Origin of the sequence: Burkholderia sp. SJZ089, from assembly GCF_007828315.1 — a bacterium.
In the GTDB taxonomy this organism is placed as follows: Bacteria; Pseudomonadota; Gammaproteobacteria; order Burkholderiales; family Burkholderiaceae; genus Burkholderia; species Burkholderia gladioli.
Genome location: NZ_VIUM01000011.1, coordinates 111,277 through 136,653, shown reverse-complemented (window position 1 = coordinate 136,653; position 25,377 = coordinate 111,277). Strand labels below are relative to the sequence as shown.

Below are 25,377 nucleotides of genomic sequence, written 5' to 3'. Positions count from 1 at the left end.
AAGAACGCCCCGCCGGGATCAGCCGGCGGGGCGTTTTTTTCATGCATGCGCGGCAGCGCCGACGCTCGAGGCCAGCGCTGGCCGAGGCTCAATCGTAGGCCGCGTAAGCGGCGTCGCCGATCGTGAAGGTATCGCTGCGCGACACCGGCCACCAGGTGTCGTAGAGCGTGAGGCCGAGCTTCTCGCCGCCGAGCAGCGCGCCCGGCTTCACATACTTGAGCAGTTGCGACATCAACCGGACCTCGTGCGGCGCGATACGCTGCACGATGTGATGCGCCCGCAGGTCGGCCGGATGCGCGAGGCCGGCGGCCTGCACCAGTTCCTGCAGCGCATGCAGCGTGTTGCGGTGGAAGTTGTAGACGCGCTCGGACTTGTCGGGCACCACCAGCGCGCGCTGGCGCACCTCGTCCTGGGTCGCCACGCCGGTCGGGCAGCGGCCGGTATGGCAGGTCTGGGCCTGGATGCAGCCGACCGCGAACATGAAGCCGCGCGCCGAGTTCACCCAGTCCGCGCCGATCGCCAGCGTGCGCGCCACGTCGAAGGCGGTGATGATCTTGCCGCTCGCGCCGATCTTCACGCGCTCGCGCAGGCCGATCCCCACCAGGGTGTTGTGCACCAGCAGCAGGCCTTCCTGCAGCGGCACGCCCACGTGGTCGGTGAATTCGAGCGGTGCCGCGCCGGTGCCGCCCTCGGCGCCGTCCACCACGATGAAGTCGGGCACGATGCCGGTCTCGAGCATCGCCTTGGCGATGCCGAAGAATTCCCAGGGATGGCCGATGCACAGCTTGAAGCCGGTCGGCTTGCCGCCCGAGAGCGTGCGCAGCCGCTCGACGAATTCGAGCAGGCCGCGCGGCGTCGAGAACTCCGAATGGGTGGCCGGCGAGATGCAGTCCTTGCCCATCGGCACGCCGCGTGTCTCGGCGATCTCGGGGGTGATCTTGGCGGCCGGCAGCACGCCGCCGTGGCCCGGCTTGGCACCCTGCGAGAGCTTCACCTCGATCATCTTGACCTGCGGGTCGGCCGCCTGCTTGGCGAACTTGTCGGGATTGAAGCTGCCGTCGTCGTTACGGCATCCGAAGTAACCGGAGGCGATTTCCCAGATGATGTCGCCGCCGTGCTCGCGGTGGTACTTCGACAGCGAGCCCTCGCCGGTGTCGTGCGCGAAACCGCCCTTCTTCGCGCCCAGGTTGAGCGAGCGGATCGCGTTGGCCGACAGCGAGCCGAAGCTCATCGCCGAGATGTTGAAGATCGAGATGTCGTAGGGCTGGGCGCGGCTCGCGCCGACGCGGATCCGGAAGTCGTGGTTGGCGAGCTTGGTCGGCGCCAGCGAGTGGCTGATCCATTCGTGCGCGGTGGCCTTGACGTTGAGCTCGGTGCCGTAGGGCCGGTTGTCGGCGACGTTCTTGGCGCGCTGGTAGACCACGCTGCGCTGCGCGCGCGAGAAGGGTTTCTCGTCGGTGTCGTCCTCGACGAAGTACTGGCGGATCTCGGGGCGGATGAACTCGAACATGAAGCGGAAGTGGCCCCAGAGCGGGTAGTTCCGCAGGATCGCGTGATGATCCTGTTTCAGGTCGTAGAGGCCGAGCGCGACGAAGGCGGCGGGGATCAGGCACCAGGGCCAGGCGATCAGGTGGGCCGAGGCGAGGACGACGAGCAGCACGAGCGCGAGCGTCGCGCACCACATCGCGAGATAACGTCTTGCAAACATGGGGGGATTCCTTGTTCTTCGGTTGGCCGCCATGCCGCCGGCGGCCGGGTGCGGCTGGCGGCGCGCGAGGCAGGCCGCCGGTGGGGCTGCCACCGGTCGGCGACCGATTGTCGCGTGCCGCAAGTCTAAACCGAGAATGTGTCGGCGCGCCTCGAAGCGTGCCCTCTTTGAAGGCGATTGAAAGCTTGGCGCTTTCCGTGCAGGCGCTGCCGGCCCTGGTTGCCCGGGGCGGCCGGCGCGGCGCTCAGCTCGCCAGTTCGTGCGTGCGCGCCGCGGCGACCGCCTCGGCCGAGCCCGGCTGGCCGGTCGCGACCGATTCGATGATGCCGCCGCCCAGGCAGATCTCGCCGTCGTAGAGCACCGCCGACTGGCCCGGCGTGACGGCCCATTGCGGCGTGTCGAAGCCGAGCGAGAAGCGCGCCCCGCCCGCTTCGCCGGCCTTCGCGCGGGCGAAGGAGCAGGGCGCGTCGGCCTGGCGGTAGCGGGTCTTCGCGCCGCAGGCGAAGCCGTCGGCGGGCGGCTCGCCGGCCACCCAGCTGACATTGCCCGCCACCAGCTCGCGCGACAGCAGCCAGGGATGCTCGTGGCCCTGCGCGACGTAGAGCGTGTTCGAGGCGATGTCCTTGCCGGCCACGAACCAGGGTTCGCCGCTGCCGTCCTTGCTGCCGCCCAGGCCGATGCCCTTGCGCTGGCCGAAGGTGTAGAAGGCCAACCCGATATGCTCGCCGACGCGCTTGCCCTCGGGCGTCTTCATCGGCCCCGGCCTGGTCGGCAGGTAGCGGTTCAGGAAATCGCGGAACGGCCGCTCGCCGATGAAGCAGATGCCGGTCGAATCCTTCTTCTTCGCGTTCGGCAGGCCGATCTGCTCGGCGATCTCGCGCACTCGCGTCTTCGGCATCTCGCCGAGCGGGAACAGCGTCTTCGACAGCTGCGCCTGGTTCAGCCGGTGCAGGAAGTAGGACTGGTCCTTGGTGTGGTCGAAGGCCTTGAGCAGCTCGAAGCGGCCCTCGCGTTCGCGCACGCGTGCGTAGTGGCCGGTGGCGATGGTCTCGGCGCCCAGCGACATGGCGTGGTCGAGGAAGGCCTTGAACTTGATCTCGGCATTGCAGAGCACGTCCGGGTTCGGCGTGCGCCCGGCCGAGTACTCGCGCAGGAACTCCGCGAACACGCGGTCCTTGTATTCGGCGGCGAAGTTGACGGCTTCCACGTCGATGCCGATCAGGTCCGCCACCGACACCACGTCGATCCAGTCCTGGCGCGTCGAGCAGTACTCGCCGTCGTCATCGTCTTCCCAGTTCTTCATGAACAGGCCGACCACGTCGTAACCCTGTTCCTTGAGCAGCCACGCGGTGACCGACGAATCGACACCGCCCGACATGCCGACCACGACACGTTGCTTCTTCATTTGCTGACAGCCTGATGTTCGGGCGTCGCGCGATAGGGCGCGACGGAATGCGTATGGACGAACTCCAGCGGCACGCGGCGACCGGCGAGGTAGTCGTCGACGCAGCGCATCACCGCGGGCGTGCGATGGCGGTTCTCGGCGGCGCGCAGCTCCTCGGCCGTCATCCACAGCGTGCGGACGATGCCCTCGTCGAGCGCAAGCCCTGCGACGGCCTCGCCGGCCCGCCCGCAGAAGGTGAAGCGCAGGTAGGTCGCGCCGCCCTTGGCGGGCCGCTCGAAATGCGTCTGGTAGACGCCCACCAGCGCCTGCGGCTCGAACGGATGCGCGGTTTCCTCGAGGGTTTCGCGGATCACGGCGTCGACCAGCGTCTCGCCGGCCTCGAGATGGCCGGCCGGCTGGTTGAGCCGCAGGCCGCCCGAGGTGTGTTCCTCGATCAGCAGGAAACGTCCGTCGCGCTCGACGATCGCGGCCACCGTGACGTGCGGGGTCCAGAGTTCGGGTTTCATGGGCGTGCATTTTACCGGTTGGCGGGCGCGGCTGCCGAACCCCGGGGCGAGCCTTGCGCGGCGCGTTCCCGCCGATGCGGCGCGGCGCCCGTCGCCGGCCCGCGCCCGGCATCGATGCCGCCCCGTTTTCAGCGCCGCGCGCCGTGCCTGGACGATCCGGCACGGTTTGTCCACCGGGAAAGGGCCGGATCTCGGCGCGCCCGGCGCTTTCGGGTACATTGGCGCGTGGAATCTGCCGTTGCCTTCGAGCCGGTCGTCGCTTCCCCGGCTCGCCTTGCCGTCGAAACCAAGAATCAGAACGCAAGCTGGAGGGATCACGATGCTTATCGGAGTGCCTGCCGAGACGCGGGCGAACGAGGCGCGCGTAGCCGCGACGCCGGAAACCGTGAAGAAATACGTGGCGGCCGGCCACTCGGTGTGCGTCGAGCGCGGCGCCGGGGCGGCCGCCAGCTTCCCCGACGAGGCCTATGCCGCGGCCGGCGCCACGCTCGGCGAGCGCGCCGCCGCCTATGCCGCCGAGATCGTGCTGAAGGTGCAGGCGCCAGACAGCGACGAATTGCCGCAGATGAAGCGCGGCGCGGTGCTGGTCGGCATGCTCGATCCCTTCAATGCCGAACAGGCCGCGCGGCTCGCCGCGGCCGGCGTGACCGGCTTCGCGCTGGAGGCCGCGCCGCGCACCACGCGCGCGCAGAGCCTGGACGTGCTGTCCTCGCAGGCCAATATCGCCGGCTACAAGGCGGTGCTGGTGGCCGCCGCGCTCTATCCGCGCTTCCTGCCGATGCTGATGACCGCCGCGGGCACCGTGAAGGCCGCCCGCGTGCTGGTGCTCGGCGCCGGCGTGGCGGGCCTGCAGGCGATCGCCACCGCCAAGCGGCTGGGCGCCGTGATCGAGGCTTCCGACGTGCGCCCGGCGGTGAAGGAGCAGATCGAGTCGCTCGGCGCGAAGTTCGTCGACGTGCCCTTCGAGACCGACGAGGAGCGCGAGGCCGCCCAGGGCACCGGCGGCTACGCGCGGCCGATGCCGCCGTCGTGGCTGGCGCGCCAGGCGGCCCTGGTGCACGAACGCGCGAAGCAGGCCGACATCGTGATCAGCACCGCGCTGATCCCGGGGCGGCCCGCGCCGACCCTGATCCAGGCCGACACGGTGGCCGCCATGAAGCCGGGCGCGGTGATCGTCGACCTGGCCGCCGGGCGCGGGCCCGAGAACGCCGACGGCCGGCGCGGCGGCAACTGCCCGCTGACGGTGGCCGACCAGGTGGTGAAGGTGCACGGGGTGACCATCGCCGGCCACACCAATCTCGCCGCGCAGGTCGGCGCCGACGCCTCGGCGCTCTACGCGCGCAATCTCGCCGACTTCCTCAAGCTGATCGTGACGAAGGAAGGCGCCTTGAACATCGACATGAACGACGACATCGTCGCCGCGACGCTGCTGTGTCGCGACGGCGAGGTCGTGCGCAAGTAAGGGGAAGGCCGCGATGGAATTGATCAATCACACGGTGATCAACCTGATCATCTTCGTGCTGGCCGTCTATGTGGGCTACCACGTGGTCTGGAACGTGACGCCGGCGCTGCACACGCCGCTGATGGCCGTCACCAACGCGATCTCGGCGATCGTGATCGTCGGCGCGATGCTGGCCGCGGCGCTCACGGTGGGCACCACCGGCAAGGTGTTCGGCACGGTGGCGGTGGCGCTGGCGGCGGTCAACGTGTTCGGCGGCTTCCTGGTCACCCGGCGCATGCTGGAGATGTTCAGGAAGAAGGAACCGAAACGCGCGGCCGGCGAGGGCAAGGAGGGCGCGCGATGAGCCTGAACCTGGTCACCCTGCTGTACCTGCTCGCCTCGGTCTGCTTCATCCAGGCGCTCAAGGGCCTGTCGAACCCGAAGAGCGCGCGGCGCGGCAACCTGTTCGGCATGGTCGGGATGGCGATCGCGATCCTCACCACGGTCGCGCTGATCGCCAGGCAGGCCGCCTGGCTCGGCGCCAACCTGCCGCTCGGGCTGGCCCTGGTGCTCGGCGCGCTAGTGGTCGGCGGCGCGGTGGGTGCCTACGTGGCCGCGCGCGTCGAGATGACCAAGATGCCCGAGCTGGTGGCCGCGATGCACTCGCTGATCGGCCTGGCGGCGGTCTGCATCGCCTATGCCGTGGTGGCCGAGCCGGAAGCCTTCGGCCTGGTGCCGCAGGATGCGGTCGCGGCCAACTTCATCCCCTACGGCAACCGCATCGAGCTGTTCATCGGCACCTTCGTCGGCGCGATCACCTTCTCCGGTTCGGTGATCGCTTTCGGCAAGCTCTCGGGCAAGTACAAGTTCAGGCTGTTCCAGGGCGCGCCGGTGGTCTACGCCGGCCAGCACCTGATCAACCTGATGCTGGCGATCGGCATGCTCGGCTTCGGCGTCCTGTTCTTCCTGACGCAATCCTGGCTGCCCTTCATCGTGATGACCGTGATCGCCTTCGCGCTCGGCGTGCTGATCATCATCCCGATCGGCGGCGCGGACATGCCGGTGGTGGTGTCGATGCTCAATTCGTACTCCGGATGGGCCGCGGCCGGGATCGGCTTCTCGCTGAACAACCCGATGCTGATCATCGCCGGCTCGCTGGTCGGCTCGTCGGGCGCGATCCTGTCCTACATCATGTGCCACGCGATGAACCGCTCCTTCTTCAACGTCATCCTCGGCGGCTTCGGCGGCGAGGCCGGCGGGGCCGAGGCGGGCGGCGCGAAGGAGCAGCGGCCGGTGAAGTCGGGCTCGGCCGACGACGCCGCCTTCATGCTCGGCAATGCCGAGACGGTGGTGATCGTGCCCGGCTACGGGCTGGCGGTGGCGCGCGCCCAGCACGCCCTCAAGGAGCTGACCGACAAGCTGATCGCCAAGGGCATCGACGTGCGCTATGCGATCCATCCGGTGGCCGGGCGCATGCCGGGGCACATGAACGTGCTGCTCGCCGAGGCCGAGGTGCCCTACGACCTGGTCTACGAGATGGAGGACATCAACAACGAGTTCGGGCAGACCGACGTGGTGCTGGTGCTAGGCGCCAACGACGTGGTCAACCCGGCGGCGAAGAATGATCCGAAATCGCCGATCGCGGGCATGCCGATCCTCGAGGCCTACAAGGCGCGCACCGTGATCGTCAACAAGCGCTCGATGGCTTCCGGCTACGCCGGGCTCGACAACGAGCTGTTCTACATGGACAAGACCATGATGGTGTTCGGCGACGCCAAGAAAGTGGTCGAGGACATGGTGAAGGCGGTCGAGTAGGGCGCGCCGGGCGCTACCGTCGTGGCCGGCCTTATCCGGCCCGGCCGCCGCGCCGGGCCTTGCCGTCCAGATCCTGCCCGCATTCGCGATGGGCGATGCGCAGGAAATCGGCCAGCCGGCGTCCGTCGAGATCGGGATGGACCTCGTGGACGCTCGGCTCCCGGATGCGGGCCACGTCGAAGTTGCGGAAGTCGCCGCGCAGCTCGCACCAGGCCGACAGCGTCCACTGGCCGCCCCAATACACCAGCCCGAGCGGCCAGATGCGCCGCTCGCTGGCCGCATCCTGCTTGTCCCGGTACTGGAAATGCACCACGCGCCGCTCGTCGAGCGCGCGATGCAGCACGTCCATGGTTTGCGAATAGGTGGCGTCCACGCGCTGCGAGGGCGCGAACACCGGCAGCCGGTCCAGCACGATGCGCTTGTCGGCCGGCATCGCCGAGGCGATCTTGGCCAGCGCCGAGCGGGCGCCGCCGGCGAAGCGCGCGCCGCCCCAGGATTCGAGCATGCGCGCGCCGGCCGCCAGCGCGGCCAGCTCGTCGGCCGTCAACGTGAGCGGCGGCAGGCTGGCCGAGCGGTCCAGGCGGTAGCCGATGCCGGCCTCCCCCTCGATCGGCACGCCCGAGAGCTGCAGGTCGCGCACGTCGCGATAGACGGTGCGCAGCGACACCGACATCCATTGCGCGAGCTGCTGCGCGGTGGTCAGGCGACGGCCGCGCAGCAGCTCGGCGATCTGGAACAGGCGGTCGGCGCGACGGGTCATGGTGACGAGGCAAGCGGGCGCGAGGGTGGTGCGGCGATGATAACGCCGCCCGGTGCGCCTGGCACGGCCTGGGCCGGTTGGCGTGCCGGGCGGTGCCGGGCGGCGCCGGCGCGGCTCATCGGCCCCGCGCGTGCAGGCCGATGCGGTTGCCCTCGGTGTCGAGCACGTAGGCGATGTAGCCGATCTCGCGCGGCAGCTCGATCACCGCGCCCTCGACGATGCCGCCGGCGCGCCGGGCGCGTTCCAGCGCGGCCTGCGCCGATTCGCCGGCCTCGAGGTAGAGCACCGGGCCGGCCGCGGCCGGCTTGCTGCCGAGCGGGTCCTGCACCAGCGCGCCGCCGGTCTGGCCGTCGTCGTGCTCGAAGATCGCGAGCAGCGAGCCGCCGAGGTTCTCGCGCTTCAGGCGCTTGTCGAGCAGGGTTTCGTAGAAGCGCGTGGCGCGATCGAGATCGTGGGTGGGGATCTCGAACCAACTGATCGCGCGGGTGGTGGTGGCGGTGTTCATCTGCGTCTCCTGGAGGGGCGGGGTGGTTCGCATCGCAGCCGATGCGGTGAGACGCAGTGTGCGGGGGCCCTGCTGACAGCGTGCTGTCAGCAGCCGGCAGCATGGCCGCGGCCCGCGCGCCGCCGCGGCGGGCTCACGAAAAGCGACAGGGCCGGAAATTCCGGCCCTGTCGTGTCATGCGCGACGCCTTTCGTGCGCCGGTCCAGGCATCAGTCCTGGCCCGCCCCGGCGTTGTCCGCGCCGGCGCCAGCCTCGCCGGCCGGCCGCTGCCGCACGCTGCCGGCCACCACGTCGAAGCGGAACAGCCGGCATTCGAGCGCGCCGTTGAACAGCGGCGTCTTGGCCGATTCGCGCAGGCGCAGCTGGCCCGGCAGCGAGCGATCCGAGCTCAGCAGGAAGGCCTGCCAGCCCGTGAAGCGCTGCTTGAGCGCGGTGCCGAGCGCGGCGAAGAACTCGCCGTCGGGCGCATCGGTGTGGGTGCGGCGGAAGGCATCGTCGGCGCCGCGGTTGCGGCCCGTCTCGCGGACCTCGCCGCGCGCGCTGCGCCCGCGCACCTCGATCCGCTCGCCATAGGGGGGATTGGCGATGATCAGGCCCGGCGCGTCGCAGGGCGGCGCCATGAAGCGCGCGTCCACCTGCTTGAGCGAGACGCCCGGCGCGCCGGCGCGCTCGAGGTTGGCGCGCGCCTTGTCGAGCATGTCGCCCGAGATGTCGCTGCCGTACACGGGCAGCGCGTCGCGGCGGCCGCGCGCGGCGCGCTTGGCGTCCATCGCGCCGACCTTGAGGGTCTGCCAGGCGGTGATGTCGTACTGCTTGAGCTTCTCGAAGCCGAAGCGGCGTTCCACGCCGGGGGCGACGTCGAGCGCGATCTGGGCGGCCTCGGCCAGGAAGGTGCCGCTGCCGCACATCGGGTCGTAGAGCGGCCGCTCGGGGGTCCAGCCGGCCAGGCGCAGGATGCCGGCGGCGAGGTTCTCGCGCAGGGGCGCCGCGCCCTTGTCGAGGCGCCAGCCGCGCTTGAACAGCGGCTCGCCCGAGGTGTCGAGGTAGAGCGTGCACTGGTTGGCGGTCAGGAAGGCGAACACGCGCACGTCGGGCATCGCGGTGTCGATGCTCGGGCGCGAGCCGGTCTTCTCGCGCAGCCGGTCGCAGATCGCGTCCTTGACGCGCAGCGTGGCGAATTCGAGGCTCTTGAGCGGCGACTTGATGGCAGTGATGTCCACCCGCAGCGTCTGGGTCGAGGCGAACCAGCGCTCCCAGCCCTGCTCGAGCGCCAGCGCATAGACGTCCTGCTCGTTGCGGTAGGCGCGCTCGGCGATCTTCAGCAGCACCCGGCTGGCGACACGCGAATGCAGGTTGGCGGCCATGCCGGCGGTCCAGCCGCCGCGGAAATGGACGCCGCCCGGCACCTGGGCGCCGACATCGAGCGGTGCGCCGCCGGTGCGGCGCGCGCCGATCTCGGCCAGCTCGGCCGCGAGCGCGGCTTCGAGCCCGCGCGGGCAGGGAGCGAAGAAATCGAAATCAGAGGAGGACATAGGGGGCGGGACGGCGCGTGCAAAAGCCGACATTGTACGCGGCCCGGCAAGCCGCCAAGGGGCGCGATCGCGCGATGCCGCCGGCCGGGCGTCGGCGAGCGCGCCGCCGGGGCCGTCCGACCTCAGTGCGCGCCCGGTCCCGACGCGGCCTCGTGCGGGCCGCGCGCGGTGCGCGGCCAGAGCAGGCTCATCGGATCGGCGCGCACCGCGCGCCAGATCGCGCCGATCAGCGCGCGCACCTTGGTCGGCCGCAGCGCGCGCGAACGCACCGCCATGGTGAAGGCCAGCGCGAAGCTGACGGCCACGTTGAGCACCGCCATCGACAGCACGCCGGCCGCCGCCCACCAGAGTTCGCCCGAGGCCAGCGCGGGCTTGCCGAGCACGCCCAGCGCCACGCCGATCGAGCCGGCCGAGAGCGTCACGTGGCGCACCTCGAAACCGAACGCGAAGGCGCTGACGATGGCCGGCACCAGCCCGAGCATCATGCCCAGCCCGACGTTGCCGACCACCCCGGCCACGTTGCTCTTGCAGAACCTCGCCAGGCGCGCCGCGCCGCTCACGCCGAGCGTGAGGCGCAGGCGTCGGTGATAGGCGATCGCGTCGCCCACCCGATGCAGCACGAACCAGTTGTCGGCCCAGCCGGCGATCAGGCTGGAGGCCCACAGCAGCACGCCGGTCAGCGCCGCGTAGATCGGCGTGGGGCCGAGCAGCGCGAACGAGCGCAGCGTGGCGTGGGCCTTGTCGGCCGAGATCACGTCGGCATGCAGCAGGGCGTGGGCGCCGAGCTGCACGGCCAGGCACACCGGCAGCACCACCAGCACGTTGCCCGCGATGGCGGCCGCCTGGGTGCGGATCAGCGCCACCACCGAGGCCACGAAGCGCTTCACGCCCTCCTCGTGGCCGATGTCGTCGAGCTCGCGCGCCAGCGTCGGCGCGGTCATCGCCGGCTGCTTGGTGGCCAGCGTGAAGTGCAGGAAGTGCATCAGCGTGAAGCCGGCCGCGTAGTTGATGCCGGCCAGGAAGCCCTCGATCATCGACTGCAGGTGCGCGCCGGTGATCCAGAACTTCACGCAGACGGTCGCGACCGTCACCAGCCCGCCGCCGGCGGCCATGCGCATCATCTTCAGGTAGTCGGCGCGGCCGCGCGTGATGTAGTGCTCGCCGGTATCGGCATTGGTCTCCACCAGCTTGCGCGCGAACAGCGAGAAGTTGCTGCGCACCAGGTGCGAGACGCTCTGGCTGTTCTGATTGGCGTCCACCAGCTCGGCCGTCAGGCGCGCCAGGCCGCGCGGCTCGTCGCGCGCCATCCAGGCGTTGAGCAGCGATTCGGCGCGGTGGATGCGCATGCGCATGCGCTCCACTTGGAACACGATGTCGACCGACACGCCGTTGCGGTACAGGTGCGCCGAGACCTCGTCGGCCGATTGCCGGCATTCGTCGAGCAGCATGCGCAGGTAGTTGACCTCGTGCAGCAGCTTGCTGGCATCGCCGCTCGAACCACCCGGGCCGCCGTCTTCCAGCGCGGCCTGCGCGCTCTCCACCGCCAGCATGGCGCGCGTCAGGCGGTAGAAGGGCAGGGCCTCGGCGGGCTTGCGCGCCTCGTCGCCCGACAGCCGGCTGCGCACCGTCTGCGACAGCCCGGTCGAGCTGATCTGCAGGGTCAGGTTGTGCAGCGCAGCCAGCAGGTCGCGCGAGAAGGAGCCGGGCTCATGGCGCTCGGTCTCGGTGATCTCGTAGGCAAACAGCGCCTGCAGGCGCGCGAGCAGGTCCTCGGGCAGCGCGTCGATCCAGGCCGCGTCGGACGGCGCCGGGAACATCAGCGTAAACAGCGCGGCCAGCTCGCGCCGGTTCGGCGCGGGCGGGATCAGCGAGGCGTCGATGCGCTCGAACAGCGCGCCGAAGAAACCGGAATGCACCGGCATGCCGGCGTCGCAGAGCAGGGAGATGCCGTCGCTCTCGCGCAGCAATGCGCGCAGCATGCGCGCCACGTTGGCCTTCCAGGCCGGATTGCGGTCCAGCACGTGCAGCACGTAGCGCAGCCGTGCGTGGGCCGTGAAACCGCGCGGCGGCTCGGGGGCAGCCCCCTCGGCTGCGGCTCGTTCGGCGGCCGGCGGCTGCACGCTGCCCTCGCGGCGCAGCCAGTGCGCGAGCTCGATCAGCCACTCGCTGCGCTCGGCATGCGGCGCGTTGGCGTCGGCCGTGGCCAGCAGCGCGTCGAGCTGGTGGCTGGCACTGCGCGAGGCACGCCATTTCTTCAGGAGGGTGGTCAGGGAACGGAACATGGCAGCGCACGGTCGGGCGCCGCGGATGGCGGCGCAGGTCGTCGGACAGCGCAAGCCGCGCGCGGCCCGCTGGTGGGCGGCCGTGCCGGCGGCGCGCACTTGCGCCGCGTCGAGCTTGCCGGGAGGCGCCTAGGATCGTCAATCGTCGCGCAAAAGGCAAGCCGACCGGCGCATCGGACGGCGGGTCCGGCGCGGCATGACAAGAATTGTCAAATCCGCGACGGGGCGGGTTTTTCGGGGGAATTCGAGGCAGCGGAAGAAGGCCGGAGGAAACGATGCGCGCGGCGCGGTGGACCGCGCCGGCACCGGCCGCAGCGCCGCGCCTCAGCCGGCCGGCTGGGCGTCGGCGCCCTCTGCCTCGCTCGGGCAGGGCACCGCGCCCGGCGCCGGCACCGCGCCCTTGGTGGCGGTTTTCGGCGGGGCCGGCTGGGCGGCCATCACGCGCACGCCGGCCGAGATCCTCGCGGCCAGCTCGCCGACCGCCTGCCGGTGGCCGGCCACCAGCGCGTCGTAGCCGCTGCCGACCTTCTCCACCAGGGTGCTGCGGCAGGTCATCACCGACTGCGTGGCCAGCGAGCGCACGCTCCACACGGCATCGAGCGCGGCCTTGTCGCCGGGCCAGGACTCGAAGCGCTGCACGTCGACGCTGACACGATAGACGGGCACGCCCGGCGGCGCGGGCGCGTCGGCCACGTCGATGGTGCCGAGACGGCGCGTGAGCGCCGAGGACAGCGCGCGGCGGATCTCGTCGGCCGGCGGCGAGGCCCAGCGATGTTCCTCGAGCACGTCGACGCGCGACTCGCCGCGCTGGACCACCAGCTGGTTCTTGGCGACCTGCTCGGGCACGTTGACGGCCGGCACCTGGATCAGGAAGGCGGGGTTGGCCGGCAGGCTGCGGCCTGCCGTGACGGCGCCGGCGTCGCCCGACAGCGTGTAGAAGTGCGAGGGCGCCGAGGCGCAGCCGGCCAGCAGCGCCGCGCCCGCCAGGGCCGCGAGGGACGTACGGGAGGCCGCGGCGGCCAGCGCCGGCAGGCTGCCGCGCGCGGCGCGGCGAGTCGAACGGGGCGGGATGGCGCTCATTTCTGGTCTCCGGGTTTGCCGCGGAGCAGCGACTCGGGATGCCGCTCCATGTAGTCGGCGAGGTTGTTCAGCGACTGCAGGGTGCGCGTGAGCTCCTTGAGCGCACCGCGCACGTCCGCCTGCAGCGGCGAATCCTGCTGCAGGGTCGCCTCGGCCGTGGTGAAGGTCTGCTTGGCCGCCGACAGCGTGTCGCGCGCCTGCGGCGCGACCTGCGTGTCGAGCTGCTGGAACAGCTGGTCGGCGTGCTTGAGCGCATCGTTGAGGTTGTTGCCGATCTGGTCGAACGGCACCTTGTCGAGCTTCTTGGCGATGTCGGCCACCTGCAGTTGCAACTCGTCGAGCGTGTTCGGCACGGTGGGCAGCTCGACCGGCTTGCGCGTCAGGTCGATCCGGACCTTCTGCGCCTTCGGGAAGAAGTCGAGCGCCACGTAGAGCTGGCTGGTCAGCAGGTTGCCGGTGCGCAGCTGGCCGCGCAGGCCGTGCTCGACCAGGCGCGTGAGGATATCGCGCTGGGCCGGCTCGCCCTTCTTCTCGACCAGGTCGCGGAAGCGCTTGCCGAGCCGCTCCGGATAGATGTTCATGGTGACCGGCATCAGGAAGTTCTTGGTCTTCGGGTCGTAGTCGATGGCGATGTTGGTGACGTTGCCCAGCACGATGCCGCGGAAGTCGACCGGCGCGCCCACCGACAGCCCGCGCAGCGACTGGTTGAAGTTCATCACCACCTCGACCGGCAGGCCGTCCGGATCGCGCATCGCGTCGCCCTCGTCGGAGCCGAGCCGGAAGGTCGCGCCGTTCGACACCGGGCCGCCGGCCGACTGGTTCGGCGGCGACTGGAAGGCGAGGCCGCCGAGGATCACGGTGGCCAGCGACTGCGTATTGAGCTTGAAGCCGCTCGAATCGAGGCGCAGGTCCACGCCGCTGGCCTGCCACCAGCGCGTGTTGGTGCCGACGTACTGGTCGTAGGGGGCGTTGACGAACACGTTGAAGGTCACGCCGGTGCCGTCCTTGTCGAGCGAGAAGCCGACCACCTGGCCGACCTGCACGCGGCGGTAGTAGACCGGCGAGCCGATGTCGACCGAGCCCAGCGAATCGCCGTGCAGCACGTAGGAGGTGCCCTTGTCGTCGCCGGTGACGGGCGGGGGCGTCTCCAGGCCGGCGAAGTCGGTCTGGGTATTGGGCGAGCGGCCGGCGTCGACGCCGATGTAGGCGCCCGACAGCAGCGTGTTGAGGCCCGACACGCCGGAGGCGCCCACCCGCGGGCGCACCACCCAGAAGCGGCTGCCCTTGACGGCGAAGTCCTCGGCCTCCTTCTTCAGCTGCACGTCGACCAGCACGTGCGAGAGGTCCTTGGAGAGCTTGATGGTCTTGACCGTGCCGATCTCGACATCCTTGTACTTGACCTGGGTCTTGCCCGGCTCGAGCCCCTCGGCGCTGCGGAAGCTGATGGTGATCTCGGGGCCGCGGTCGAACACCGACTTCACCACCAGGCCGATGCCGATCAGTGCCGCCACCAGCGGCACCAGCCAGACCAGCGAGGGCAGCCAGCCGCTGCGGCGCGTGACGACGGCCTCGGGCAGCTCGGGCGGGTTGGGCTGGTTCGGGTCGGGTTGCGGGCCTTGCGGACTATTCATGGTGTTTTCCAGAGGTGACGACGTGATCCCAGATCAGCCGGGGATCGAATTGCATCGAGGCGAGCATGGTGAGGATCACCACCGAGCCGAACGCGAGCGCGCCCGGGCCGGCGGTGATCTCGGCCAGCGAGCGGAAGTGGACCAGCGCGACGGTCAGTGTGACGACGAAGATGTCGAGCATCGACCAGCGCCCGATCCGCTCGACGATGCGATACAGCCGGGTGCGCTGCACCGGCCGCCAGGCGGAACGGCGCTGCGCGGAGATCACCAGAATGGTCAGCGCGCCGAGCTTGAGCATCGGCACCAGGATGCTGGCGACGAATACCACCACGGCCAGCGGCCAGTCGCCCGACACCCAGAAATAGACCACTCCGCTCATGATCGTGTCTTCCTGCGCGCCGACGATCGAGGCGGTGCGCATGATCGGCAGCAGGTTGGCGGGAATATACAGGATCGCGGCGGCCAGCAGCAGCGCCCAGGTGCGCGCGATGCTGTCGGGCTTGCGCAGGTGCAGGGCGGTGCCGCAGCGCGCGCAGCGCTCGGCCGGATGCGCGTCGGCGCGCGCGAGCTTCTGCACGTGGCCGCAGGCATGGCAACTCGCCATGCCTGCGCGTGCGGCGGAGGTGATCTTCATCGGCGCGGCGCTCCGGCGTGGCTCGCGGGCGTGCCGCCGGCCGGCGCGGCCGGGGCGTGCCGCTGCGCCGCGCGGCGTGCGCGGATCTCGTCGGCGAGGTCCCACAGCGCGCGCGGGTCGAACATCATCACCGCGGCCAGCATCAGGGTCAGCGCGCCGAACGCGAACAGCGCCGCCTCCGGCACCACGCGCGCCAGGCTCACCATCTTGACGATGGTCACCAGGATACCCAGCATGAACACCTCGATCATGCCCCAGGGGCGCACCAACTGGATCGCCCGCAGCACCGCGTTGAAGGCCGGCGGCACGTGGCCGGCGCGCAGCGAGAGCAGCACGTAGAGCAGGGCGGCCATCTCGATCAGCGGGAACAGCAGGGTGGAGCAGAACACCATCACCGCCACCAGTTGCATGTCCTGGTTCCACAGCGCCTCGAGCGCGCCGAGCAGGGTGGTCTGCACGCGCATGCCGTTGACGTCCATCTCGAGGATCGGGAAGGTCTGGGCGATCACGAAGGTGATCAGGGCGGCCAGCGTCAGGGCGCAGATGCGCTCGATCTGGTTGGCGGTATTGCGGTAGAGCAGCGCGTCGCAGCGCGGGCAGCAGGCGCTGTCCTTGCCGCTAAGCTGCGTTTTGTGCAACAGTGCGTCGCACTCATGACAGGCAATCAGGTCGTGTGTTTCCATCTCGGAGGCCGGTTGCGCGCCATCATGGGGGACGCGGGGACGGTTTGGAACCCGCGCCAATCTTACCAAAACGCGATTTTCGTGGTGTCAAGCCCGGCTCGGGGCGCGCCGCGCCCGGCCGGGCCGGGATCGGGCAGACGAGTCAAATTCTGACCGCCGTGCCAGTTTTCAGTTTCCTCGCCTGCCGGATTGTTGCGGTAGCATGGCGGCCTTGAATGCGTCGGAATCCTACAGGCAGGGCCGGCGCCGCGTCCCGCACCATCCGAGGCTTTCCGTTATGGCATCGTCGCTCACGCTGAACCGGCCGGACACTTATACGCGCACCGCGATCGCGCTGCACTGGCTGATCGCGCTGCTGATCATCTGCGGTTTCTCGCTGGGCTGGGTGATGACCGACATTCCCGGTTTCACGCCCACCAAGCTCAAGTATTTCTCCTGGCACAAGTGGATCGGCGTGACGGTGTTCGCGCTGGCCGTGATCCGCGTGCTGTGGCGCGCCACCCACGCGGCGCCGCCGCTGCCGGCCGGCACCTCGCGCCTGGCCAAGGGCGCCGCGCATGCCGTGCATGGCCTGCTCTACCTGCTGATGCTGGCGATCCCGATCACCGGCTATCTCTACAGCTCGGCCTCGAACATCCCGGTGGTCTATCTCGGCCTGGTCCCGCTGCCGCGCCTGATCGATCCCGATCCGGTCCTGAAGGAAACGCTGAAGACGCTGCACATCTTCCTCAACTACACGCTGCTCGCGCTGGTGGTGCTGCACGTGCTGGCCGCGCTCAAGCACCAGGTCGTCGATCGCGACGGGGTGCTGGGCCGCATGCTCCCGTTCCTCAAATAAGAAAAGGAAAGCCATGAAGATCTCCCTGAATCGCTCCCTGCTGGCGGCCGTGGCTGCCGCCGCGCTGGCGTTTTCGGGCGCCGCCGCGGCCCAGGTCGACCTCGCCAAGAGCAAGGTGTCGGCGGTCTCCAAGCAGATGAACGTGCCGACCGAGGGCAGCTTCAAGAAATTCAGCGCCGACCTGAAGTTCGATCCGGCCAAGGCCGCCGAGGGCCACGCCCAGGTCAACATCGATATCGCCAGCTTCGACCTCGGCGACAAGATGTACAACGACCAGGTGGCCGGCAAGGAATGGTTCGACGCCAAGACCTACCCGCAGGCCAGCTTCGTCTCCACCTCGATCGCGCCGGCCGGCGGCAACAAGTACAACGTCGCCGGCAAGCTGACCATCAAGGGCAAGACCGTGCCCGTGACGGTGCCGGTCACCGTCACCGAGAGCGGCGGCCAGCGCGTGTTCGACGGCGTGCTGCCGATCAAGCGCTCGAGCTTCGAGATCGGTACCGGCGAGTGGAAGGACACCTCGATCGTCGCCGACGAAGTGCAGATCAAGTTCCATCTCGTCGCCGCGAAATAAGCCGCGTCGACGAATCGCTTCCGGGGGCCGCGACTCGCCGTGGCCTTCATCCAACCGTAGCTAGGAGAATGACTTGAAGAAGACCCTGATCATGGCGGCGGGCGCGCTCGCCGCGGCGCTGTCGATCCCGGCGATGGCCGCGCCGGTGACCTACCAGCTCGACCCGAGCCACACCTACCCGAGCTTCGAGACCGATCACTTCGGCGGCCTGTCGGTCTGGCGCGGCAAGTTCGACACCTCGAGCGGCACGGTGACGATCGATCGCGCGGCTCACACGGGCAGCGTCGAGGTCACCACCAAGATCGCCTCGATCCACACCGGCAGCGCCAAGCTCGACGAGCACGTGCAGACGCCGGACTTCTTCGACGCCGCCAAGTACCCGGACGCGACCTTCAAGGGCACCCTGAAGTTCGACGGCGACAAGCCGGTGGCCGCGGTCGGCAACCTGACGCTGCACGGCGTGACCAAGCCGCTGACGCTGACCATCGATTCCTTCAAGTGCATGCAGCACCCGATGCTCAAGCGTGAAGTCTGCGGCGTGGATGCCGTGGGCGAATTCAACCGTGACGAGTTCGGCCTCGACTACGGCAAGGCCTATGGCTTCAAGATGCAGACCAAGCTGCTGATCACGGCCGAAGGCGTCGCGCAGTAAGCGCCTCGTTTCAAGCTGACAACGTCGCGTGGTCGGCCGCGCGATGTGACTCGATCGCCGCGCCCTCGGAAACGGGCGCGGCGATTTTTTTTGAATGGGCGGTTGCGGGTGGCGCACAGCGCTTGTCCACGGCGGGCTGTGCAAAAGCGCTGTGTGGCGCGTGGGCAAGCGACGACACCGATGCTCAGGCGCTGGAGGCGTCGCCGTCGGGCTCCCCGGACCAGCAGCGCAACGCGTGATCGATCAGCGGCCGCATCGCGACCAGCACGCCGCGCCCCTCGCCGAGCGGGCCCTGCGCGCCGATGCCGGCCGCCAGCGCGCTGGCGCCGACCGGCACGAAGCGCTCGCTGTCGAGCGGCTCGGCGATCTCGAAGCGCACCCATTGCCGCTGGCCGTCGATCATCAGCGGCGCGCCTTCGCGAACCAGCTGGCGCCGCGCCCAGGCGCGATGCTCGGCGAAGTGCAGGGCGGTGCAGGCGTCGAAGCCGACGCCGATCAGCAGGATCCGGGCATCGTGCCGATGCAGCTCGGCCAGCGGGGAGCCGGGGCCGAACGGATCGGCCAGCCGGTGCTCGCGCGTGACGTCGGCGGCGAGCGGGCCGAGCGCGACGAAGGAGTTGGCCGGATGCGCGCTGCGGATCGCTCCCGGCCAGCCGCGGAAGGCCTCGGCCACGCGGCCCATGCCGCTGGTGGGCGTGCTGCGCGGATCGTAGGCCGGCATGGTGGCGCGGATCGTGTCCCACCAGGTTTCGGGCACCGGCGGCGCGCTCCAGTTGGCGGGATCGCTCAGGTGCGGTGACTGGCTGGGCATGACCAGGGTGCCTTGCGGGCCGAGCGTGTCGAGCAGGGCCTCGATGACGGCCACGGCGCCGCCGTTGACCCAGCCCAGCGCGCTGAGCGAGCAGTGCGCGATGACCAGTTCGCCGGCGCGCAGCCCGAGCGCGCGCAGGTCGGCGGCGAGGCTCGCCGACGTGACGGGGTGCCGGGTCCGGCTGATCTGTCGAGCTTCCGTCATGCCGCGGCTCCTGGGTTCGGGTGCATCGAGCTTACACCGCCATGCCGTCATCGGCTCCGCGGGCCCTGCCCGATCGCGTGGGCGAGACCGCGCGGACGAAAAAAAACCGGCCCGAAGGCCGGTTTTTCGCATCAAGCGGGGCGGGTCGATCAGACCTGCGCGCCGGCGTTCGGATCGTTCGGATCGTGCGCGCCCTTCTTCTCGCGCATCAGGTCCTCGCGCCGGATGCCGAGCCACATCGCCAGCGAACCCGCCACGAACACCGACGAGTAGATGCCGAACATGATGCCGACCGTCAGCGCGAGCGCGAAGTAGTGCAGGGTCGGGCCGCCGAAGAAGAACATCGACAGCACCATCATTTCCGTCGAGGTGTGGGTGATGATGGTCCGCGACATGGTGCTGGTGATCGCGTGGTTGATCACCTCCTGGACCGTCATCTTGCGCTCGCGGCGGAAGGTCTCGCGGATCCGGTCGAAGATCACCACCGACTCGTTGACCGAGTAGCCGAGCACGGCCAGCACGGCGGCCAGCACCGACAGCGAGAACTCCCACTGGAAGAAGGCGAAGAAGCCGAGGATGATCACCACGTCGTGCAGGTTGGCGATGATGCCGGCCACCGCGTATTTCCACTCGAAGCGGAACGACAGGTAGATCACGATGCCGATCACCACGCAGGCCAGCGCGAGCAGGCCGTCGGTGGCGAGCTCCTTGCCCACCTGCGGGCCCACGAACTCGACGCGTTGCAACTGCACGTCGGCGTTCTGCGCCTTGAGGCCCGCCATCACCTGGTCGCTCTGCTGGGCCGAGGTCAGGCCCGGCTTCAGCGCCAGGCGGATCAGCACGTTGCGCGAGGTGCCGAAGCTCTGCACCTGCGCGTCGCCGTAGCCGAGCTTGCCGAGCGTGGCGCGCACCGGCTCGAGTTCGGCGGCCTGCTGGTACTGCACCTCCAGCACCGTGCCGCCGGTGAACTCGACCGACAGATGCAGGCCGCGATGCACCAGGAAGAACACGGCGGCCAGGAAGGTCACCAGCGAGATCACGTTGAAGACCAACGCGTGCCGCATGAACGGGATGTCTTTGCGAATGCGGAAAAATTCCATGTGCGTTCTCCGGCGCTTAGTTGGACGAGCCAGGCGTCTTCGGCGGCACGCCGGGGCCGGAGCGGCGGCGTGCGACCGGCTTCGCGCCGCCCTTGCCAGCCGTTGCCTTGGCGCCCTTGGCCGCGGCCGGACGAGCCGCCTTCGCGGTATCGGTGTCGCCGTCCTGTTCGAGGAAGACCTGGCGGCCGGCGCCTGCCGCGTCGGCCGCGGCCGGCTTCCAGACCTGGCCGATCGCCACCGACTTGAGCTTCTTGCGGCCGCCGTACCAGAGGTTGACCAGGCCGCGCGAGAAGAACACCGCCGAGAACATCGAGGTCAGGATGCCGATGCAGTGCACGATCGCGAACGCGCGCACCGGGCCCGAACCGAAGGCGAGCAGCGCCAGGCCGGCGATCAGGGTGGTGACGTTCGAGTCGAGGATGGTCGCCCAGGCGTGCGCGTAACCCTGCTGGATCGCGACCTGCGGGGCCGCGCCGCTGCGCAGCTCCTCGCGGATCCGCTCGTTGATCAGCACGTTCGAGTCGATCGCCATGCCCAGCGCCAGCGCGATGGCGGCGATGCCCGGCAGCGTCAGGGTGGCCTGCATCATCGACAGCGCGGCCACCAGCAGCAGCAGGTTGACCGACAGGCCGATCACCGAGACCAGGCCGAACAGCATGTAGTAGGCGATCATGAACACCGCGATCGCGACGAAGCCCCAGATCACCGAGTGCACGCCCATGCGGATGTTGTCGGCGCCCAGGCTCGGGCCGATGGTGCGTTCCTCGATGATGTCCATCGGCGCGGCCAGCGACCCGGCGCGCAGCAGCAGGGCCAGGTCGGTGGCGGCCTGCGGGGTCGGCTGGCCGGTGATCTGGAAGCGGTCGCCGAGCTCGGACTGGATGGTCGCGACCGTCAGCACCTCGCCCTTGCCCTTCTCGAACAGCACCATCGCCATCGGCTTGCCGATGTTCTCGCGCGACACGGCGCGCACCGCGCGCCCGCCCGCCGCATCGAGGCGGATGTTGACCGAGGGACGCTGGTGTTCGTCGAAACCGGCCGAGGCGTCGATGATGCGATCGCCCGTGAAGATCACCGACTTGCGCAGCAGCACCGGCGCCTGATTGCCCTGGGTGAACAGTTCGTCGCCCGGCGGCACCGGGTCGTTCGGGTTCGGGTGCAGGTTGACCGGGTCGGCCAGGCGCGCTTCGAGCGTGGCGGTGCGGCCGATGATGTCCTTGGCCTTGGCGGTGTCCTGCACGCCCGGCAGCTCGACCACGATGCGGTCGCGGCCCTGCTGCTGAAGGATCGGCTCGGACACGCCGAGTTCGTTGACGCGGTTGTGCAGGGTGGTCAGGTTCTGCTTGAGCGCGGCGTCCTCGACGGTGGCCTGCACGGCCGGCGAGAAGGTGCCGACCACCTGGTAGCCGCCGCCGCCGGGCTGGGTGGCCCATTGCAGTTCGGTGATCGAGCCGGCGAGGAAGCGGCGCGCCTGCTCGGCGGTGTCCTGGTCGGCGAAGTTGGCGACCACCGAGAGGTCGACGCGGTTCACGCCGCCGTCGCGGATGCCCTTGTCGCGCAGTTGCGAGCGCGCGTCGGAGGCGTCCGAGTCGAGCTTCTTGGTCAGCGCGCCGGTCATGTCGACCTGCAGCAGGAAGTGCACGCCGCCGCGCAGGTCCAGGCCGAGGTACATGGGCAGCGCGTGCAGCGCGGTCAGCCAGCGCGGCGAGGCGCTCTGCAGGTTCAGCGCGACGACGTATTGCGGATCGCTCGGGTCGCTGTTGAGCGCCTTCTGCAAGAGATCCTTCACGCGCAGCTGGGTATCGGTGTCCTTCAGGCGCACGCGGATGTTCGCGTTGTTCGCCGAATTGTCGAAGGTGATGTCGTCCGGCGTGACCTGGGCGGCGGCCAGCGCGGCCTGCACCTGGCTGAGGGTGCCCGAGTCGATCTTGACCGTGGCCTTGCCGCTCGACACCTGCACCGCCGGCGCTTCGCCGTAGAAGTTGGGCAATGTGTACAGAAGGCCGATCGCGAGCGCGACGACCATCACGACATATTTCCAGATTGGGTAACGATTCATGAAAGGGCCGAACGGGATAGTTGGCTTGAAAAGCGTCGCGTCCGGCTCCCGCGCGGCCCGCGCGACGAATGCGCGGGCCTGCCGGAATGCCGGACGCTCGAAGTGCGACTTACAGCGACTTGATCGTGCCCTTCGGCAGGATGGTCGTCACGGCCGACTTCTGGACCGTGATCTCGGTGCCTTCCGACACCTCGACGCCGACGTAGGCTTCGCCGACCTTGGTGACCTTGCCGACCAGGCCGCCGTTGGTCACGACTTCGTCGCCCTTGGCCATCGCGGCGAGCATGTTGCGATGCTCCTTCTGACGCTTCATCTGCGGACGGATCATGATGAAGTAGAGCACCGCGAACATCAGGATGAGCGGCAGGAAGCTCATCAGGCTCGATTCGGCGCTGCCGCCAGCGCCTTGCGCGAATGCATTGCTGATAATGGACAACGACACGTTGGTCTCTCCGTTGGGGAAAATCAGAAAAATAGCCGGTCATTCTACCACCGGCGAAAACCGCGACAGCATGGCAAATGCGCTTTGGGATCAAGCTGTTAAGCCGTCACCCGGGGATTTGCCCCGTATTTCCCGCGCATTCGCCCCGATTCGCGAAAGCAGATTGTAATGTGTCGGCGCCGCCGTGGCCGGCGCCTTGGCCGAAAACGCACGGCGGCGAGCATGGCGACATCGTCCGACAAGGGTATGACGAAACCGCGGGCTTCGAGCATGCCGCCGCCCGTTTCGCCGCCCGCCGCGCCGCCGTTCCCACTACTCGCGCTGCTCCACGCCGCGCGCGCGGTCGGCCGCGAAGCGCAGGCGGAAGGCCTCGAAGCTGTGCGTCTCGATCGCCTCGCGGATCTCGCTCATCAGCGTCAGGTAGTAGTGCAGGTTGTGGATCGTGTTGAGCTGCGCGCCGAGGATCTCGCCCACGCGGTGCAGGTGGTGCAGGTAGCCGCGCGTGAAGTTGCGGCAGGTGTAGCAGCCGCAGCTCTCGTCGAGCGGGCGCAGCGAGTTCTTGTGCGTCGCGTTGCGGATCTTGACGTCGCCGAAGCGCGTGAACAGCCAGCCGTTGCGCGCGTTGCGGGTCGGCATCACGCAGTCGAACATGTCGACGCCGTTGGCCACGCCTTCCACCAGGTCCTCCGGCGTGCCCACGCCCATCAGGTAATGCGGCTTGTGCGCCGGCAGCCTGGGGCCGACATGCTGCAGCACGCGCATCATGTCTTCCTTCGGCTCGCCGACCGACAGCCCGCCGATCGCGTAGCCGTGGAAGTCGAGCTCGGCCAGGCCCGCCAGCGATTCGTCGCGCAGGTCCTCGAACATGCCGCCCTGCACGATGCCGAACAGCGCGTTGGGATTGCCCAGGCCGTTGAACTCGTCGAGCGAGCGCCTGGCCCAGCGCAGCGACATGCGCATCGATTCGGCCGCTTCCTTGTGGGTGGTCGGCACGCCGTCGGTGGCGTAGGGCGTGCATTCGTCGAACTGCATGACGATGTCCGAGTTCAGCACCTTCTGGATCTGCATCGACACTTCCGGCGACAGGAACAGCTTGTCGCCGTTGATCGGCGAGGCGAAGGTCACGCCGTCCTCGGTGATCTTGCGCAGCTCGCCCAGCGAGAACACCTGGAAGCCGCCCGAGTCGGTCAGGATCGGCTTGTTCCAGCCCATGAAGCGATGCAGGCCGCCGTGCGCGCCGATGGTCTCGAGGCCCGGGCGCAGCCACAGGTGGAAGGTGTTGCCGAGGATGATCTGCGCCTGCATCTCGTGCAGCTCGCGCGGCTGGACCGCCTTGACGGTGCCGTAGGTGCCCACCGGCATGAAGATCGGCGTCTCCACCACGCCGTGGTTGAGCGTGACGCGGCCGCGCCGCGCGTGGCCGTCGGTGGTCAGCAGTTCGAACTTGAGCCCGTTCTCGGGCGGAACGTGCGCTTGCACGGGTTCCGATTGGCGATCGGTCATCGCTTGGTGCTCCTTGCTACCGGAGAACAGTCCGGCGCTCATGGTGGGCGCCGTCGCGGGAATCGCGGCGGCGCGTTCTGGAAGACGAGGGCGGGGCGCTCGTTTCGGGTTTATTCGGGATCGCGGCGCGTCAGCAGCATCGCGTCGCCGTAGCTGAAGAAGCGATAGCGCTCGGCGATCGCGTGGCGATAGGCGTCGCGGATCGTCTCGACCCCGGCGAAGGCCGAGACCAGCATCAGCAGGGTCGACTTCGGCAGGTGGAAGTTCGTCACCAGCCGGTCCACCACGCGGAACGCGTAACCCGGCGTGATGAAGATGTCGGTTTCGGCGCGGGTGGGCGCGAGCGCCCGGCCCTCGCGTTGCGCGTCGCGCGCGGCCGCCTCGAGCGCGCGCATCGAGGTGGTGCCGACCGCCACCACCTTGCCGCCGCGCGCGCGCGTGGCCGCGATCTGCGCCACCAGCGTGTCGCTCAGTTCGTACCACTCGCTGTGCATCTTGTGCTCGGCGATGTTGTCGACGCGCACCGGCTGGAAGGTGCCCGCGCCGACATGCAGCGTCAGCGTGGCGGTCTCGACGCCGCGCGCGCGCAGCGTGGCCAGCAGCGCCTCGTCGAAGTGCAGGCCGGCGGTGGGCGCGGCGACCGCGCCCGGGTTGCTGGCGAACACCGTCTGGTAGCGCGTCTCGTCGGTCGCGTCGGGATCGTGCTCGATGTAGGGCGGCAGCGGCAGGCGGCCGTGGCGCTCAATCAGCGCCAGGCAGTCCTCGGGGAAGTGCAGCGTGAAGAAGGGCTCGACGCGCTCGCCCACTGTCACCTCGAAGGCCTCGGCCAGCCGCAGCGTGCTGCCCTCGACGGGGCTCTTGCTGGAGCGGATCTGCGCCAGCACCGTGCGCGGGCCGATCACGCGCTCGACCAGCACCTCGATCTTGCCGCCGCTGGCCTTCTGGCCGAAGAAGCGTGCCTTCAGCACCTTGGTGTCGTTGAACACCAGCAGGTCGCCGGCGCCGATGCACTCGGGCAGGTCGGTGAAGCGGCGGTCGGTCAGGCGCGTGGGCGCGACGCTGCCGTCCACCTCCAGCAGGCGGCTGGCGCTGCGCTCGGGCAGCGCGGTCTGCGCGATCAGCTCGGGGGGCAGGTCGAAATCGAAATCGGAAAGCTTGAACATGGAAAATGGGGGCGTAGCCGTGCGCGAGCCGCGTCATGGCCGGCGCGAG

At 69.4% G+C, this 25,377-nt stretch carries 23 protein-coding genes; 6 read left to right on the top strand and 17 right to left on the bottom strand.

The features are described 5' to 3' along the window. Positions 1 to 88 precede the first annotated feature (88 nt). The 3 genes from FB600_RS20995 to FB600_RS20985 form a co-directional block, all read right to left on the bottom strand. On the bottom strand, positions 89 to 1,708 hold the full coding sequence (locus FB600_RS20995) for an FMN-binding glutamate synthase family protein (protein ID WP_025096761.1): 1,620 nt from the start codon (positions 1,706 to 1,708) through the stop codon (positions 89 to 91). Positions 1,709 to 1,952: 244 nt separating this feature from the next. Further along, positions 1,953 to 3,113 carry a tRNA 2-thiouridine(34) synthase MnmA gene (gene mnmA, locus FB600_RS20990; RefSeq protein WP_096749726.1) on the bottom strand — a complete coding sequence of 387 codons (1,161 nt, stop codon included), beginning with the start codon at positions 3,111 to 3,113 and terminating at the stop codon, positions 1,953 to 1,955. After that, positions 3,110 to 3,619: an NUDIX hydrolase gene (locus tag FB600_RS20985; protein ID WP_013696675.1), complete on the bottom strand. Its 510-nt coding sequence runs from the start codon at positions 3,617 to 3,619 to the stop codon at positions 3,110 to 3,112. The genes mnmA and FB600_RS20985 overlap by 4 nt, the downstream gene beginning before the upstream one ends. A 319-nt stretch (positions 3,620 to 3,938) precedes the next feature. On the opposite strand from FB600_RS20985, the gene FB600_RS20980 reads away from it, so the two are divergent. The 3 genes from FB600_RS20980 to FB600_RS20970 are packed head-to-tail and all read left to right on the top strand — an operon-like array spanning position 3,939 to position 6,875. Continuing rightward, on the top strand, positions 3,939 to 5,081 hold the full coding sequence (locus FB600_RS20980; protein ID WP_013696676.1) for a Re/Si-specific NAD(P)(+) transhydrogenase subunit alpha: 1,143 nt from the start codon (positions 3,939 to 3,941) through the stop codon (positions 5,079 to 5,081). Between the two features lie 13 nt (positions 5,082 to 5,094). Further along, on the top strand, positions 5,095 to 5,424 hold the full coding sequence (locus tag FB600_RS20975) for an NAD(P) transhydrogenase subunit alpha (protein ID WP_013696677.1): 330 nt from the start codon (positions 5,095 to 5,097) through the stop codon (positions 5,422 to 5,424). Continuing rightward, complete coding sequence (locus FB600_RS20970) at positions 5,421 to 6,875, top strand: NAD(P)(+) transhydrogenase (Re/Si-specific) subunit beta (RefSeq protein WP_098154544.1); 1,455 nt, start codon at positions 5,421 to 5,423, stop codon at positions 6,873 to 6,875. The genes FB600_RS20975 and FB600_RS20970 overlap by 4 nt, the downstream gene beginning before the upstream one ends. Before the next feature lie 31 nt (positions 6,876 to 6,906). Here the strand turns inward: FB600_RS20970 and FB600_RS20965 are convergent, their stop codons facing one another. The 8 genes from FB600_RS20965 to FB600_RS20930 all read right to left on the bottom strand — a co-directional run bounded on the left by FB600_RS20965 (position 6,907) and on the right by FB600_RS20930 (position 15,982). Further along, positions 6,907 to 7,635: a helix-turn-helix transcriptional regulator gene (locus tag FB600_RS20965; RefSeq protein WP_096749724.1), complete on the bottom strand. Its 729-nt coding sequence runs from the start codon at positions 7,633 to 7,635 to the stop codon at positions 6,907 to 6,909. A gap of 115 nt (positions 7,636 to 7,750) precedes the next feature. Next, complete coding sequence (locus FB600_RS20960) at positions 7,751 to 8,140, bottom strand: VOC family protein (RefSeq protein WP_036029724.1); 390 nt, start codon at positions 8,138 to 8,140, stop codon at positions 7,751 to 7,753. A gap of 209 nt (positions 8,141 to 8,349) precedes the next feature. Next, positions 8,350 to 9,672 carry a class I SAM-dependent RNA methyltransferase gene (locus tag FB600_RS20955; protein ID WP_096749723.1) on the bottom strand — a complete coding sequence of 441 codons (1,323 nt, stop codon included), beginning with the start codon at positions 9,670 to 9,672 and terminating at the stop codon, positions 8,350 to 8,352. Between the two features lie 122 nt (positions 9,673 to 9,794). Further along, complete coding sequence (locus FB600_RS20950; protein ID WP_145757314.1) at positions 9,795 to 11,954, bottom strand: site-specific recombinase; 2,160 nt, start codon at positions 11,952 to 11,954, stop codon at positions 9,795 to 9,797. Between the two features lie 324 nt (positions 11,955 to 12,278). Further along, complete coding sequence (locus FB600_RS20945) at positions 12,279 to 13,034, bottom strand: membrane integrity-associated transporter subunit PqiC (RefSeq protein WP_096749721.1); 756 nt, start codon at positions 13,032 to 13,034, stop codon at positions 12,279 to 12,281. After that, on the bottom strand, positions 13,031 to 14,665 hold the full coding sequence (locus FB600_RS20940; protein WP_096749720.1) for an intermembrane transport protein PqiB: 1,635 nt from the start codon (positions 14,663 to 14,665) through the stop codon (positions 13,031 to 13,033). Before FB600_RS20940 ends, FB600_RS20945 begins: the two co-directional genes overlap by 4 nt. Next, on the bottom strand, positions 14,658 to 15,299 hold the full coding sequence (locus FB600_RS20935; protein ID WP_025096753.1) for a paraquat-inducible protein A: 642 nt from the start codon (positions 15,297 to 15,299) through the stop codon (positions 14,658 to 14,660). The genes FB600_RS20940 and FB600_RS20935 overlap by 8 nt, the downstream gene beginning before the upstream one ends. Then, positions 15,296 to 15,982 carry a paraquat-inducible protein A gene (locus FB600_RS20930; protein ID WP_096749719.1) on the bottom strand — a complete coding sequence of 229 codons (687 nt, stop codon included), beginning with the start codon at positions 15,980 to 15,982 and terminating at the stop codon, positions 15,296 to 15,298. The genes FB600_RS20935 and FB600_RS20930 overlap by 4 nt, the downstream gene beginning before the upstream one ends. A 277-nt stretch (positions 15,983 to 16,259) precedes the next feature. On the opposite strand from FB600_RS20930, the gene FB600_RS20925 reads away from it, so the two are divergent. The 3 genes from FB600_RS20925 (at position 16,260) to FB600_RS20915 (ending at position 18,046) form a co-directional block, all read left to right on the top strand. After that, positions 16,260 to 16,820, top strand: a complete 561-nt coding sequence (locus FB600_RS20925) for a cytochrome b (RefSeq protein WP_105819898.1) — start codon at positions 16,260 to 16,262, stop codon at positions 16,818 to 16,820. 13 nt (positions 16,821 to 16,833) lie between these two features. Further along, positions 16,834 to 17,394 carry a YceI family protein gene (locus tag FB600_RS20920; protein WP_025096750.1) on the top strand — a complete coding sequence of 187 codons (561 nt, stop codon included), beginning with the start codon at positions 16,834 to 16,836 and terminating at the stop codon, positions 17,392 to 17,394. Positions 17,395 to 17,485: 91 nt separating this feature from the next. Continuing rightward, a complete protein-coding gene (locus tag FB600_RS20915) occupies positions 17,486 to 18,046 on the top strand; it encodes a YceI family protein (RefSeq protein ID WP_373421838.1) in 561 nt (186 codons plus the stop codon). Positions 18,047 to 18,230: 184 nt separating this feature from the next. On the opposite strand, the gene FB600_RS20910 is transcribed toward FB600_RS20915, so the two are convergent. The 6 genes from FB600_RS20910 to queA all read right to left on the bottom strand — a co-directional run bounded on the left by FB600_RS20910 (position 18,231) and on the right by queA (position 25,328). After that, positions 18,231 to 19,061: an aminoglycoside N(3)-acetyltransferase gene (locus FB600_RS20910; RefSeq protein WP_096749717.1), complete on the bottom strand. Its 831-nt coding sequence runs from the start codon at positions 19,059 to 19,061 to the stop codon at positions 18,231 to 18,233. 149 nt (positions 19,062 to 19,210) lie between these two features. Beyond that, positions 19,211 to 20,161 carry a protein translocase subunit SecF gene (secF, locus tag FB600_RS20905; protein ID WP_013696691.1) on the bottom strand — a complete coding sequence of 317 codons (951 nt, stop codon included), beginning with the start codon at positions 20,159 to 20,161 and terminating at the stop codon, positions 19,211 to 19,213. A 16-nt stretch (positions 20,162 to 20,177) separates the two neighbouring features. After that, positions 20,178 to 22,220: a protein translocase subunit SecD gene (secD, locus tag FB600_RS20900; RefSeq protein ID WP_145757313.1), complete on the bottom strand. Its 2,043-nt coding sequence runs from the start codon at positions 22,218 to 22,220 to the stop codon at positions 20,178 to 20,180. 109 nt (positions 22,221 to 22,329) lie between these two features. Continuing rightward, positions 22,330 to 22,656: a preprotein translocase subunit YajC gene (yajC, locus tag FB600_RS20895; protein ID WP_013696693.1), complete on the bottom strand. Its 327-nt coding sequence runs from the start codon at positions 22,654 to 22,656 to the stop codon at positions 22,330 to 22,332. 318 nt (positions 22,657 to 22,974) lie between these two features. Beyond that, a complete protein-coding gene (gene tgt, locus FB600_RS20890; protein ID WP_036029698.1) occupies positions 22,975 to 24,165 on the bottom strand; it encodes a tRNA guanosine(34) transglycosylase Tgt in 1,191 nt (396 codons plus the stop codon). Between the two features lie 110 nt (positions 24,166 to 24,275). Then, the gene (gene queA / locus FB600_RS20885) at positions 24,276 to 25,328 is read right to left on the bottom strand and encodes a tRNA preQ1(34) S-adenosylmethionine ribosyltransferase-isomerase QueA (protein WP_059999969.1); all 1,053 of its coding nucleotides are present in this window, start codon (positions 25,326 to 25,328) and stop codon (positions 24,276 to 24,278) included. Positions 25,329 to 25,377: the final 49 nt, after the last annotated feature.